Annotated in this window: 10 protein-coding genes; 6 read left to right on the top strand and 4 right to left on the bottom strand. The window is 71.3% G+C overall.

Features of this window, described 5'->3' with window-relative positions:
• Window positions 1-248 precede the first annotated feature (248 nt).
• Complete coding sequence (locus GAS53_RS15480) at window positions 249-1,034, top strand: protein phosphatase 2C domain-containing protein (RefSeq protein ID WP_151478160.1); 786 nt, start codon at window positions 249-251, stop codon at window positions 1,032-1,034.
• A gap of 160 nt (window positions 1,035-1,194) precedes the next feature.
• On the opposite strand, the gene GAS53_RS15485 is transcribed toward GAS53_RS15480, so the two are convergent.
• Together GAS53_RS15485 and lon are read right to left on the bottom strand one after the other, a co-directional pair.
• Window positions 1,195-1,701, bottom strand: coding sequence for a MarR family winged helix-turn-helix transcriptional regulator (locus GAS53_RS15485; RefSeq protein WP_225858937.1), 507 nt, complete (start codon window positions 1,699-1,701; stop codon window positions 1,195-1,197).
• Window positions 1,702-1,989: 288 nt separating this feature from the next.
• A complete protein-coding gene (gene lon, locus GAS53_RS15490; protein WP_151478161.1) occupies window positions 1,990-4,407 on the bottom strand; it encodes an endopeptidase La in 2,418 nt (805 codons plus the stop codon).
• A gap of 174 nt (window positions 4,408-4,581) precedes the next feature.
• Here lon and GAS53_RS15495 point away from each other — a divergent pair, with 174 nt between their 5' ends.
• Window positions 4,582-5,241 (top strand): GNAT family N-acetyltransferase, encoded by a 660-nt coding sequence (locus GAS53_RS15495; RefSeq protein WP_404829230.1) that lies wholly within the window; start codon window positions 4,582-4,584, stop codon window positions 5,239-5,241.
• Between the two features lie 66 nt (window positions 5,242-5,307).
• Window positions 5,308-6,225 (top strand): hypothetical protein, encoded by a 918-nt coding sequence (locus GAS53_RS15500; protein WP_225858930.1) that lies wholly within the window; start codon window positions 5,308-5,310, stop codon window positions 6,223-6,225.
• A 51-nt stretch (window positions 6,226-6,276) separates the two neighbouring features.
• Here GAS53_RS15500 and GAS53_RS15505 read toward each other — a convergent pair whose 3' ends face one another.
• Both GAS53_RS15505 and GAS53_RS15510 read right to left on the bottom strand, forming a co-directional pair.
• Window positions 6,277-9,228, bottom strand: coding sequence for a SpoIIE family protein phosphatase (locus GAS53_RS15505; RefSeq protein ID WP_151478163.1), 2,952 nt, complete (start codon window positions 9,226-9,228; stop codon window positions 6,277-6,279).
• A gap of 123 nt (window positions 9,229-9,351) precedes the next feature.
• Window positions 9,352-10,218, bottom strand: coding sequence for a rhomboid-like protein (locus GAS53_RS15510; protein ID WP_225858931.1), 867 nt, complete (start codon window positions 10,216-10,218; stop codon window positions 9,352-9,354).
• Window positions 10,219-10,380: 162 nt separating this feature from the next.
• Between GAS53_RS15510 and GAS53_RS15515 the strand changes: the two genes are divergently transcribed.
• From GAS53_RS15515 to GAS53_RS15525, 3 genes are all read left to right on the top strand, one after another.
• Complete coding sequence (locus GAS53_RS15515; protein WP_151478164.1) at window positions 10,381-11,085, top strand: spermine/spermidine synthase domain-containing protein; 705 nt, start codon at window positions 10,381-10,383, stop codon at window positions 11,083-11,085.
• Window positions 11,086-11,197: 112 nt separating this feature from the next.
• Entirely contained in the window at window positions 11,198-11,935 is a 738-nt protein-coding gene (locus GAS53_RS15520) for a response regulator transcription factor (protein WP_055509869.1), read from the top strand.
• A gap of 434 nt (window positions 11,936-12,369) precedes the next feature.
• Window positions 12,370-13,434: a HAMP domain-containing sensor histidine kinase gene (locus GAS53_RS15525; protein ID WP_151478205.1), complete on the top strand. Its 1,065-nt coding sequence runs from the start codon at window positions 12,370-12,372 to the stop codon at window positions 13,432-13,434.
• Window positions 13,435-13,441 lie beyond the last annotated feature (7 nt).

The following is a 13,441-nucleotide window of genomic DNA, read 5'->3' on the forward strand; positions in this document are numbered from 1 at the left end:
TGGCCCGCCACACGAAGGAGTGAACATCCCCGAGGAGCGGCCCGGCAAGTTCCCTTGGCGTGTGCAGCACTCTTGCGCGGCGGGCCGGTTGGACGTCCACGGCGACCGGTGGCAAGATGCGCCGCCGCGCTTCACCGGAGTCGGTGATTCCACCTCAAAGCAGGCGCCTGACCTGCTCGTCCGGGTCAATTCGGCGACGGTTGCCAGCCTTTGACGAAGCTTGTGAAGGCCTCGTGCAGACTGGCCGAATGCGCTCGGAACTGATCTCGGTACCCGGTGACCCTGCCCGCCCCGACGAGGACTACGCATCGCTCGGACTTCCGGCCTCCGGACAGGGCGGTTCGCTCGTCGTCCTGGACGGCGTGACGCCGCCGGCGACCGATGCCGGCTGTCTGCATTCCGTCCCTTGGTTCATCGCCCGCCTGGGCGGAGCCCTGCACGAACTGTCCGTTTCACGGCGAGATTTGACACTCACCGAGGTGCTGGCGCAGGCCATCACGCGTACCGCCGACGCCCATCGAGCCACCTGTGACCTTTCTCACCCACGCACCCCACAGGCAACCGTGGTCCTGGCCCGCTGGTCCCCGGAGTCCGTCGAGTACCTGGTCCTCTCGGACTCGGCCCTCCTCGTGGAATCCCCCTCCGGCATGGTCACCCCCTACCTCGACGACCGCCTCTCCCGCGTCCCCCGGGCCACTCTGACCTCCCACACCGCCACCGACGCGACCCTCCGCAACAAGGAGGGCGGCTTCTTCACGGCGGCGGCGGACCCCGCGGTCGCGGCCCGCGCGGTCACGGGCGCCCTCCCCCGCCCCGAGGTCCGCACCCTGACCGCCCTCACGGACGGCGCGACCCGCTGGGTGGAGAAGTTCCACGAGGGCGACTGGACCGACCTGTTCACCCTCGTCCGCAAGGAGGGCGGCCAGGCGCTGATCGACCGCGTACGGGCACTGGAACTGGCGGATGCGGAGCGGAAGTTCTTGGGCCGGTCGAAACGGCACGACGACGCGACGGTGGTGTATGTGGAGCTGTGAGCCGATCGACGGCGGCTTACGTGGCGTTGTAAGCCGATCGGGGCTGGTCCATGCGAGATCGCGGCGACCAGGGCGCCCCGTTAGGGGCGCGGGGAACTGCGCGACCAGCCACGACCGGCCGGCAGCCAACACACAAGCAGTCCCGATCCCGAGACCCCGTTCAGCCCTCCACCCCCCGATTCAACCGATGCAGCAACCGAGCAAGCTCAGCCACTTCCTCCCGGTCCCAGCTGGCAAGCTCCCGCACATACCGCGCCCGCCGAGCCTCCCGCACCCTGCGGAACCGCACCCGCCCCTCCTCGGTGAGATGAACGAGCCAGGCCCGCCCGTCCGCGGGATCCGGCTCGCGGGCGACAAGCCCCAGTTCCTCGAGCGCCCGCAGCTGGCGCGACATCGTGGCCTTGCCGATCCCGATGTACGCGGCGAGTTCGGTCGCACGCTGCCGACCGCGTTCCTCCAGGCGTACGAGGAGGCCGTACGCGGAGGACTCCAGGTCGGGGTGGACCTCGCGGACCATCTCGCCGGAGGAGGCGCGGGCGCGTCGCAGGAGGACGGTCAACTCGCGCTCCAGGGCCAGGAATTCCTCGTCCGCGCCGCGCTGGTCCACACCACTCGCCGGGGCGCCGGATTTCATCCGATGCCCCTCGCTGTTTCCGCCCTCGTGCACGTCAGCACCCATGACCCGGTTTCCCGATCCTGAAAGTTTTCGCCAAAGACCGCCATTGCCGCAGCTGGGCCAGTATTTCGCAGGAATAGACCAACGCCAGCTTCCGGGCCCTCTTCCCAGCCCGTCGTCTGCGTACGTAGCTTCTTCGAGCGGCAATCGATGGCATGCCCACGACATCATCCCACTGGGTACCACCGCGAGTGCGGAAGACCCGGGCCCCTCGCGAAGAGGGATCCGGGTCTTCCTGCACCGGCAGCGTCCGTCACGTCGCTGCCGGAATCTGCGGGGTCACGCGGCCACCGGAACCTCCGTGGCCGCCCCGTTCGTCGCCGGGGACAGGGCGAGCTCCAGGACCTGGCGGACGTCCGTGACTGCGTGGACGTCGAGCTTCTCCAGGACCTCGGCCGGGACGTCGTCCAGGTCGGGCTCGTTGCGCTTCGGGATCACGACGGTGGTGACGCCCGCCCGGTGCGCGGCGAGCAGCTTCTGCTTCACCCCGCCGATCGGGAGCACCCGGCCGGTCAGCGAGACCTCACCCGTCATCGCCACGTCCGTGCGGACCAGGCGGCCGGACAGGAGCGACGCCAGGGCCGTCGTCATGGTGACGCCGGCGCTCGGGCCGTCCTTCGGGACCGCGCCGGCCGGGAAGTGGATGTGCACACCCCGGTCCTTGAGGTCCGCCACCGGAAGCTCCAGTTCGGCACCGTGGCTGCGCAGGAAGGAGAGCGCGATCTGCGCCGACTCCTTCATCACGTCACCGAGCTGACCGGTCAGCGTCAGGCCCGCCGCACCCGTCTCCGGGTCGGCCAGCGACGCCTCGACGAACAGCACGTCGCCGCCCGCGCCGGTGACCGCGAGGCCCGTCGCCACACCGGGCACCGCCGTGCGGCGCTCGGCCGGGTCCTGGGCGGACTCGGGCACGTGGTGCGGCCGCCCGATCAGCCCGCGCAGATCGTCCGCGCCGACCGTGAACGGCAGCTCACGCTCGCCGAGTTCGTGCTGCGCCGCGACCTTGCGGAGCAGCCGCGCGACGGCCCGCTCCAGGTTGCGTACGCCCGCCTCGCGTGTGTACTCGCCGGCCAGCTTGCGCAACGCGCTCTCGTCCAGGGTGACTTCGGCCTTCTCCAGACCGGCCCGCTCCAGCTGACGCGCCAGCAGGTGGTCACGCGCGATGACGACCTTCTCGTCCTCGGTGTAACCGTCGAGCCGGACCAGCTCCATACGGTCGAGCAGCGCCTCCGGAATGGCCTCCAGCACGTTGGCCGTGGCCAGGAACACCACGTCGCTCAGGTCCAGTTCGACCTCCAGGTAGTGGTCCCGGAAGGTGTGGTTCTGGGCCGGGTCGAGGACCTCGAGGAGGGCCGCCGCCGGGTCGCCCCGGAAGTCGGAGCCGACCTTGTCGATCTCGTCCAGCAGGACCACCGGGTTCATGGACCCGGCCTCCTTGATGGCGCGGACGATACGGCCGGGCAGCGCGCCGACGTACGTACGCCGGTGACCGCGGATCTCCGCCTCGTCCCGTACGCCGCCCAGGGCGACCCGGACGAACTTCCGCCCCATGGCGTGCGCGACCGACTCGCCGAGCGAGGTCTTGCCGACGCCGGGCGGGCCGACGAGCGCCAGGACGGCACCGCCGCGGCGGCCGCCGACCACACCAAGACCTCGGTCGTTGCGCCGCTTGCGCACCGCCAGGTACTCGGTGATCCGCTCCTTCACGTCCTCCAGGCCGGCGTGCTCGGCGTCCAGGATCGCCTTGGCGCCCTGGATGTCGTACTCGTCCTCGGTGCGGTCGTTCCACGGCAGTTCGAGCACCGTGTCGAGCCAGGTGCGGATCCAGGAGCCCTCGGGCGACTGGTCGCTCGACCGCTCCAGCTTCTCGACCTCCTTGAGCGCGGCCTCGCGGACCTTCTCGGGAAGGTCGGCGGCCTCGACGCGCGCCCGGTAGTCGTCGGACTCCTCGCCCTCGGCTTCGCCGTTCAGCTCGCGCAGCTCCTTGCGCACGGCCTCCAGCTGCCGCCGCAGCAGGAACTCGCGCTGCTGCTTGTCCACGCCTTCCTGTACGTCCTTGGCGATGGACTCGGCGACATCCTGCTCGGCGAGGTGTTCGCGCAGCTGCTCGGTGGCGAGCTTCAGCCGGGCGACGGGGTCGGCCGTCTCGAGCAGCTCGACCTTCTGAGTGATCGTCAGGAACGGTGAGTACCCGGAGTTGTCGGCGAGCGCGGACACGTCGTCAATGGCCTGCACACGGTCCACGACCTGCCAGGCGCCGCGCTTCTTCAGCCAGTTGGTGGCCAGCGCCTTGTACTCCTTGACCAGCTCGGTCACGGCGCCAGGCAGCGGGTCGGGCACGGTCTCCTCGACCGAGACGCCCTCCACCCACAGAGCGGCTCCGGGGCCGGTCGTGCCGGCGCCGACGCGCACCCGCCCGCGACCGCGGATCAGGGCGCCGGGGTCGCCGTCGGCGAGGCGTCCCACCTGCTCGACCGTGCCGAGCACCCCCGTGTTCGCGTACGTCCCGTCGATCCGCGGAACAAGCAGCACCCGTGGCTTGCTTCCTCCACTGGAGCGTGCGGCGGCCTGCGCGGCCTCCACCGCGGCGCGTACATCGGTGTCGTTGAGGTCCAGGGGCACCACCATTCCGGGCAGCACGACCTCGTCGTCGAGCGGCAGCACGGGCAGGGTGAGCGGTGCGGACGTCAAAGCCATGATCTCCCCTTCGGCAGTCAAGTTGAGCTATGCCGACTCAATGCACATGAGCCTCTGATTGTTCCCCCGGGGCTGTTCGCTGTGAGCGATCGCGTCTGTCGGGGTGGCCACCCGGCCCGTATCGTCGCCGTCGCGGGTAATACCTGAATGCGGACAGTGGTCATTACGGGGGTCATGGTGAACAAGATCGTGCGGGCCTGGGTGGACGGGTGGGTCGTCTCGCGCGGGGCGGCGCCGCCCGTGGTCGAGCCCTGGGGTTGCACGGTGGACGTGGGGCAGGCGGAACACGTCACCCGGCATGTGCTGGGCGCGACGGGAGACGAGGTCGAGGAGGCCACGGTCCGGAAGGTGGCGGACGCGGTGACCGGAGCCGGGGTATGGCTCAAGGTCTTCGCGGAGCCCTCCCGCGTCGGGCCGTGGCTCGGCGACGGCTGGTGGGTCGACCCCGAGCCGGGCTTCCTGATGTCGACCCGGCTCACCGGTGAACCCGCCGCGCCCGTACCCGACGGCTACCGGGTACGCACCTGGTCCCGCGGTGGCGTCATCCGCGTCCTCGTCACGGCGGCGGACGGTTCGTGGGCCGCACGCGGGCAGATCGCCCCGACCGGCGCGACCGCGGTCGCCGACCAGATCGAGACGGCCCCCGCCCACCGGCGCAGAGGCCTCGGCCGCTTCGTCATGCGCACCCTCGCGCGGGCGGCGGTCGACCGGGGAGCGGAGACCGGCGTCCTGGGGGCGACACCCGAGGGGCGGACGCTGTACGAGTCGCTGGGGTGGCAGGTGGACGCGGAGCTGACAAGTGCGAAGTTCACGGGCCGAGCCGGAGGGGCGTGAACGATTCGCCCGGCCGGGGCGTCACAGGAGCAGCGCCGGATTCCGTCGTCTGCCTCGGGGGGCATCATGCGATCAGTAAAACTGCGTCAACTGCTCGTCGTACTCGGCCTGTTCGCCGCCGGAGCCACCGGAGCCACCGGATGCGGCCAGGAGACGGCGCCCGGCGGCGACGAGGTCGGTGACCGGACTCCCACTGCCACGAACCGCGCCCGGCAGGTCTCCGACGCCTGGGCGGGATCGGAGGCGGCGCGGCTGTGGCGGCAGGGCTACTTCCCGCTGGACGAGTCGGTCCAGCTGCCCGAAGGGGGCTTCCGCCACAAGGCCGACGAGCGCGCGTACGTGACCCAGAACTTCGCCCTGCGCGGCTCGCTCCCCAAGTCCCCTCCGCAGAAGGGGGAGGTCCGCTGGCGGAGCGGCGGCTCGCTCACCGTCCCGGTCACCGCCGTGCAGACGGCGTACGAGAAGCTCGCCCGGGGCAGTAACTCCGGTCCCCGGCTCACCGTGACCGGTGCGCGGCTCGGTGAGATGACCGTCTTCACCAGCCGGGGTCAGGCGACGGTCCCCGCCTGGCACTTCACTCTCGACGGATACGACACGCCGCTCAAGCGCGTCGCGGTCAGCCCCTCGAAACTGCCCCGGCCCCCGATCAAGGCGAAGTCGCTCCAGGAGGCTTCGGACGCGCTGTGGCCGCTCGCCGGGCTGACCACGATGTCGCAGGACGACCGGACCGTCGGCCTGGTCGCCCATCACGGGTCCTGCGACGACGGCCCGTCCGTCGACGTGCTGGAGACCGAGGACAACGTGGTGCTGTCCGCGTCGATCCGGAACCGCTCCGACGGTCCCTGCACGGACGACCTGCACATGAAGAAGGTGACGGTGAAACTGGACCGCCCGGTCGGCGACCGCATGCTCCTCGACGCGTTCACGGGCAGGCCCGTGCCCTACGCGGCCGATCCGGGTTCTCTGTCACCGACCTGGAGCTGAGAGAGCCTGTTTCTGACCGTCGAAGGAGGATCAGGGCAGCGGCAGCCGGGATCAGGGCAGCTCCTGCTCGGTCCAGATGATCTTTCCGGTGCTGGTGTAGCGGGTCCCCCAGCGTTCCGTCAGCTGGGCGACGAGGAAGAGTCCGCGCCCGCCCTCGTCCTCGGTCTTCGCCCGCCGCAGCCGGGGTGAGGTGCTGCTGCCGTCGGACACCTCGCAGATCAGCGCCCGGTCGCGGAGCAGCCGCAGCTGTACGGGTCCGGTCGCGTGCCGGATCGCGTTGGTGACGAGTTCGCTGGCGACCAGTTCGGTGGTGAAGGCCAGCTCGTCCAGGTCCCAGGCGGACAGTTGCCGGGTGACCGCGGCGCGGGCGCGTGTGACGACCGCCGGGTCGCTGGGCAGTTCCCACTGGGCGACCTGTTCGGGGCCCAGGGCGCGCGTACGGGCGACGAGCAGCGCGATGTCGTCGCTCGGACGGGCCGGGAGCATGGCGTCGAGCACGGCCTCGCAGGTCTCCTCCGGCGGACGGCCGGGCGTGGCGAGTACGCCGCGGAGCCTTTCGAACCCGTCGTCGATGTCGTGGAAGCGGTCCTCGATCAGGCCGTCGGTGTAGAGCACCAGCTGGCTGCCCTCCGGGAGCTCCAACTCCACGGTCTCGAACGGCATGCCGCCGACACCGAGCGGCGGTCCGGACGGCAGGTCGACGAACTCCGCGGTGCCGTCGGGGCGGACGATCGCGGGCTGCGGGTGGCCGGCGCGGGTGAGGGTGCAGCGCTGGGACACCGGGTCGTAGACCGCGTACAGGCAGGTGGCGCCGACGACCCCGGCGTCGAGGTCGGTGTCGTCGTCCTCCGCCCAGCCCTCGCCCCGGTCGAGCCGTCCGACCAGGTCGTCGAGGTGGGTGAGGAGGTCGTCGGGAGGCAGGTCGAGGGAGCAGAAGTTGTGGACGGCGGTACGCAGCCGGCCCATCGTGGCGGCGGCGTGCAGTCCGTGGCCGACCACGTCGCCGACCACCAGCGCCACCCGGGCGCCGGACAGCGGGATGACGTCGAACCAGTCGCCGCCCACCCCGGCGTGCGCGGGCAGATAGCGGTACGCGACGTCGACGGCGTTCTGCTCGGGCCGGCCGCGGGGCAGCAGGCTGCGCTGCAGGGCCAGGGCGGTGTTGTGCTCGCGCGTGAACAGGCGGGCGTTGTCGACGCAGATCGCCGCGCGGCCGGCCAGTTCCTGCGCCAGGGACAGGTCGTCGTCCTCGAACGGCACGGGCTTCTCGGAGCGGTAGAAGCTGACCACCCCGAGGGTCACCCCGCGGGCCCGCAACGGCACCGCGATCAGCGAGTGGATGCCCGCCGCGAGGGCCCGCTCGGCGCCCGCCGGATCCTGGGCGATCCAGCCGCCGGCGTCGGCGAGCACCGGTTCGAGCACGGGCCGTCCCTTCTCCAGGCAGCGGGCCTGCGGCGTGGACGGGATGTACCTGACGGACGCCCCGGCCCCGTCCAGGTGCGTGCCGACGCGAACGGCTCCCAGCGCGACCCGGCGCAGGGCGGTGTCGCCGCCGACCGGTTCCGGCTCGTCACCGCGCAGGACGGGGTCCGGCAGATCGACGACGGCGAAGTCGGCGAACCGGGGAACCGACACCTCGGTCAGTTCCTCGGCCGTGCGCGTCACGTCCAGCGAGGTGCCGATGCGGAGGCCGGCGTCGTGCAGCAGTTCCAGCCGTCGGCGGGCCAGCACGGCGAGCTGCCCGACACCGGTTTCGCCGACGAGCAGCCAGCCGTCGGCGCCGCCCCGTTCGCCGTCGGGCCCGGCTCCGTCCTCGCCCGGCACGGGAGCGGGGACGGACTTGGGCGCGGCCATGGGCGCGGGCGCGGGCATGGGCGTGGGCGCGGGCATGGGCGTGGGCGCGGGCATGGGCGCGTGCATGGGCAGGACGACGGCGGACGTCTCGGCCGGGGCGCCCTCGACGGCCGCGACGGGCTCGTCGACCAGGGCCACCAGGGCCACCGCGGCCGCCGTGGCGGTCACGGCCGGTCCGGGCCGCGTGTCCGGCACGACCCGCGGGGCCGGCGTGGCCTGCGCCGTCCGGTCCAGTTCGAGGTGGCGCAGCCGCGGCCCGCCGAGGATGCGGGCCTCGACCACCACGCCCGCCTCCCCCGTCGCGCTCATGACCTGACGGCGCAGCAGCGTGGCCACGCGGCCGCGGGGCAGCGTCACCTGATCGAGTGTCCGGTGCGGCGAGGCGATGAGTTCCTCGGCCTTCTCCCGCAGGAGGGCCCGGTCGATGTGGTCGATTCCGTTGCCGCGGGAGCCGGGCCGCGAAGGCCGCTCCCCGGCCGGGCTCGCACCGTGGGCGCGGCGGTAGGCGGTGAGCAGCGCCCGCTCCCGTTCCGTGGCCTGCTCCAGGAGCCGTTGCTCAATGTCCTCGACGGCCTCACGGACCAGGTGCAGCATGGCGGGGTCGGCGTCGCCGCGCAGGCAGGTGAGGTCGAGGATGCCTTCGATGCGCCCGCTGAAGGGATCCCGTACGGGTGCGCCGGCGCAGGCGAACGGCTGCATGCAGTCGGCGAAGTGCTCACGGCCGAGGACGAGGCAGGGCCGCCGCTCGGCCAGCGCGGTGCCGATGCCGTTCGTGCCCGCGATCTGTTCGGCGAAGCCGAAGCCGGGGGCGAACTGCACGGCGTCCAGGCGGGCGTTCAGTGCCGAGTCCGTGCCGCCCCGCTGGATCACGCGGGCCTTCGCGTCGGCGAGCACGACGCTCACTTTCGCGTCGGAGAGCACCGACGTCAGGCGATCGAGCACTGGGTTGGCCGCGGTGAGGAACCGGTCCTCCAGCCCCAGGTCCTCGGCATAGGGGATCAGGAGCCGGTTCGGCTCGAGTCCCGCGGACCGGCACCGCTTCCACGAGTCGAGGATGGAGTCCCTGACATCCGAGTCGACTCGGGATCCTGCAAGAAAACGCTCGTAGGCATCTACGAGCCCGCCGATGTCGTCCCATGCGACGGGCATGCGAACCACTTCCTACCCTGAAGTCGTCCCCGTCGCTCGCCGACATCCGGCTTGTCGGTCGGGAGTCCCTTCAAGTGATTTCACGCTAACACTCCGCCGCTTATTGTGACCAAACTCATAAAACTAACCTGCGCGTCCGGTATCCTCCGACCGCCGCAGCAGCGGCCAGGTGGCCACCCCGATGGCCAGCGCCATGAGATGCCCCCAGTTCGTCAGCGGATCCGTGAACGCGATCAGGTCGCCGACGACCATCCAGCCGAACGTCCCGAGCACGGTCCAGCGCAGCCACGGCGTCAACAGCCCGGCCAGCGCGCCGAGGCTCGCGGCGACGCCGAAGCTGATGCCGTAGTCGTAGCGGTGGAGAGAGCTCTCGGGGAGGTGCCCGACGAGGACGGAGAGGCCGACGGGTATCTCGGTGGCCAGGGTGGCCAGCACGTGTCCCAGCAGGAAGACCCCCGCCGTCCACCACCCGCCGATCCGCCGCTCCAACGCCGTGAGCACCAGCAGGAAGGCGATCGCATACGTCGAGGTGATCCCGCCCGCGACCCACAGCGCACTCGCGACCAGGACGTGCACCGGCGACTGCACCAGATGCGCCACATCCGTGCTCGACCCCTGGAGCACCCGCTCCACGAGGTCGGCGTCGCCGAGCTCGGCGAACAGGGAGGTCACGGCGAGGACTACGGCGTACCCGAGGGTGAAGGGGGTTCCGGTGGGAGTGGGCAACAGCCGCCAGGGCCGGACGCGGCGCCTCGGAGAGGGACCGGCGGATGCGGTGCCCTCGCCGGCGACGGACGCGGTCTCGGCAGCGGCGGGGAGTGCGGTCTCGACACCGACGGACGCGGTGTCGGCAGCGGCGGGTGCGGTCTCGGCAGCGACGACGTGGGCACACTCGCCTGCGGCGGTTCTCTGCCGCGGGACGCCGTCGAGCCCGGGGACGATGTCAGTGGGCGAAGCCGCCTCCGCGCCACTCGTCGCACTCCGGTCCACCGGCGGGCTCCTTCCGTCCCGTCCCACCCTCAACCCCCGCGACCAGGCTGTCTGTGACCGGCACCACGGGATGGCCGATTCACAGCAACCTCTCATGGACACCCCGCGTCCGCGAACGGCAATCCGGCTGCTCCTCCCGGGCGCGCTTGCCAGGATGGCCCCATGAGCACCTCGTACGACACCTCTTACGGCACGACTCCTTGCGGCACGCCCGAAGTCATCGACCGCCGCGAGGGCCCGTACGGCGAGGTCGTGCTGCGCCGCCACGGCGGGCTGCTGCAGATCATCGCCAACGGCTGTTTCCTCATGGACACTTCCGACGGCCGCTCGGAAAGACGGCTGGTCGACGCCGCGCTCGGCGCGCTGGACGGGCGTCCCGGGCCGGACGTCCTGATCGGCGGCCTCGGCGTCGGCTTCTCGCTCGCACACGCGGCCGCGGATCCACGCTGGGGCCGTATCGCGGTCGTCGAGCGGGAGCGGGCGATCATCGACTGGCATCTGTCCGGGCCCCTCGCCGAGTTGTCGTCGGAGGCGCTCGAGGATCCGCGTACCGAGATCGTCGAGGCCGATCTCGTCGCGTACGTCAATGAGACATCGGACACGTACGACGCACTGTGCCTGGACATCGACAACGGGCCCGAGTGGACCGTTACGGAGGGCAACGAAAACCTCTACTCGGAGGCCGGACTCGCCGCGTGCGCAAGGGTGTTGAGGCCCGGCGGGGTACTCGCCGTATGGTCGGCCACACCTTCGCCTGATTTCGCAAAAACCTTGTGGAATGCCGGGTTCCAACAGGTGCGTACCGAAGAGATCCCGGTTGCCCGGGGCGTTCCGGACGTCGTGCATCTCGGGGTCGGGCCTGGATAGCCGAGCGGCGGTCACTGCCCGTACCCTGCTGACCTGACGCCGATCATTCAAGCGTCAAGCGCAGTCATGGAATCACCCCACGGATTCCGGAAAGCACACTCAGGGGCGGGCGATGGAGCAGACACACACCTCCCACAACGGCACGGCGGCCACGCCGGGCGCACAGCGCCGGGTGCTGGTGGTCGAGGACGATCCGACGATCGTGGACGCCATCGCCGCCCGTCTGCGCGCCGAGGGCTTCCTCGTGCAAACGGCGGGTGACGGACCGGCCGCCGTGGACACGGCCGAGGCCTGGCAGCCCGACCTGCTGATCCTCGACATCATGCTGCCGGGCTTCGACGGTCTCGAGGTCTGCCGCCGGGTACAGGCGGCCCGTCCGGTCCCGGTGATGATGCTCACCGCGCGCGACGACGAGACGGACATGCTCGTCGGGCTCGGCGTCGGCGCCGACGACTACATGACGAAGCCGTTCTCGATGCGCGAGCTGGCCGCACGCGTGCACGTGCTGCTGCGCCGGGTGGAGCGGGCCGCGCTGGCCGCGTCCACGCCGCGCTCCGGCATCCTGCGCCTCGGCGAGCTGGAGATCGACCACGCACAGCGCCGGGTGCGGGTGCGCAGCGAGGACGTCCACCTCACACCCACCGAGTTCGACCTGCTGGTCTGCCTGGCGAACACGCCGCGCGCGGTACTCTCGCGCGAGCAGCTGCTGGCCGAGGTGTGGGACTGGGCGGACGCGTCCGGTACGCGGACCGTGGACAGCCACATCAAGGCGCTGCGCCGGAAGATCGGCGCCGAGCGGATCCGTACGGTGCACGGCGTCGGCTACGCGCTGGAGACCCCGACACCCTGAAGTCGGGCACCCTGGCTGAAGGGGCGGATGTGATGAAGGGTCTGAGCGCACTACGCAAGGACGTACGTGCGGGTCTGGAACCCGGTCGGCGTTCGAGCCCGGGGCGGGGTGCGAGCCCGGGGCAGGATTCGAGTCCGGTGCAGGGTGCGAGCCCAGGGCCTGATCCTTGGCGTCCGGAGCATGATCCTTCGGCTCCGGGTGCCGCTCCCGGTTCGGGTCCTGTTTCAGATCTCGATGCGGTTCCGGGTCCGGGGTCCGGTCCGACCCCGATTCCAAATCCGTCCTCGGGCGCGGCGCCCGTCTCAGGCCCGACGCCCACCTCAGGCGCGGCGCCCGGTCCGGGCCCAGGCATTGATGCCGGCCCGGATGCCGGCTCGGAATCCGCCTCGGAGACAGGTTCCGACGTGGGTGCCGGCTGGGCCTCCTGGGGCGACATGCGTCCCTTCTCCATCAAGACGAAGCTCGGCACGCTGGTCGTCGTCTCGGTCTTCATCACCACCGGTCTGCTGATGATCGCGGTGCGCACCGAGACCGAGCTGCGCTTCATCACGGTCTTCTCGATGATCGCGACGCTGCTGATCACGCAGTTCGTGGCGCACTCGCTGACCGCCCCGCTGGACGAGATGAACACCGTGGCGCGAGGCATCTCGCACGGCGACTACACCCGCCGGGTCAGGGGCGCCGACCGCCGCGACGAGCTGGGCGACCTGGCCCAGACGATCAACCGCATGGCCGATGACCTCGAGGCGCAGGAGCGCCAGCGCAAGGAGCTGGTGGCGAACGTCTCGCACGAGTTGCGCACCCCCATCGCGGGCCTGCGCGCGGTCCTGGAGAACGTGGTGGACGGTGTCTCCGCCGCCGACCCCGAGACGATGCGCACGGCCCTGAAGCAGACGGAGCGACTGGGGCGGCTCGTCGAGACGCTGCTGGACCTCTCCCGCCTGGACAACGGCGTCGTACCGCTGCGCAAGCGCCGCTTCGAGGTGTGGCCGTACCTGTCCGGCGTACTGAAGGAGGCCAACATGGTGGCCTCCGCGCGCGGGGGCATGGCCTCCGGCTCCGGCAGCCACAGCCGGACCGACGTCCATCTGCACCTCGACGTGTCACCGCCCGAGCTGACCGCGCACGCGGACCCGGAGCGCATCCACCAGGTCGTCGCCAACCTCATCGACAACGCGGTCAAGCACAGCCCGCCGCACGGCCGTGTCACGGTGAAGGCCCGGCGCGGCGCCCACCCCGAGTCCCTGGACCTGGAGGTCCTGGACGAGGGTCCGGGCATTCCGCGCTCGGAGTGGCACCGGGTCTTCGAGCGGTTCAACCGCGGCGGGGTCGTCGCGCCGCACGGCCCGGGCAGCGACGGCGGTACGGGGCTCGGGCTGGCGATCGCCCGCTGGGCGGTGGATCTGCACGGCGGCCGGATCGGAGTGGCCGAATCCCCCCGGGGCTGCCGGATCCAGGTCACTCTTCCGGGAGTGCCCTCGCTTGACAGGTTGACGTAGGGTTCGA

Source organism: Streptomyces albicerus (genome assembly GCF_008905045.1).
GTDB classification, from domain to species: Bacteria; Actinomycetota; Actinomycetes; order Streptomycetales; family Streptomycetaceae; genus Streptomyces; species Streptomyces albicerus.

Coding starts and splice junctions, on each gene's coding strand:
- GAS53_RS15480 (WP_151478160.1), top strand. CDS start 249: ATGCGCTCGGAACTGATCTCGGTACCCGGTGACCCTGCCCGCCCCGAC.
- GAS53_RS15520 (WP_055509869.1), top strand. CDS start 11,198: ATGGAGCAGACACACACCTCCCACAACGGCACGGCGGCCACGCCGGGC.
- GAS53_RS15505 (WP_151478163.1), bottom strand. CDS start 9,228: ATGCCCGTCGCATGGGACGACATCGGCGGGCTCGTAGATGCCTACGAG.
- GAS53_RS15515 (WP_151478164.1), top strand. CDS start 10,381: ATGAGCACCTCGTACGACACCTCTTACGGCACGACTCCTTGCGGCACG.
- lon (WP_151478161.1), bottom strand. CDS start 4,407: ATGGCTTTGACGTCCGCACCGCTCACCCTGCCCGTGCTGCCGCTCGAC.
- GAS53_RS15495 (WP_404829230.1), top strand. CDS start 4,582: ATGGTGAACAAGATCGTGCGGGCCTGGGTGGACGGGTGGGTCGTCTCG.
- GAS53_RS15525 (WP_151478205.1), top strand. CDS start 12,370: ATGCGTCCCTTCTCCATCAAGACGAAGCTCGGCACGCTGGTCGTCGTC.
- GAS53_RS15500 (WP_225858930.1), top strand. CDS start 5,308: ATGCGATCAGTAAAACTGCGTCAACTGCTCGTCGTACTCGGCCTGTTC.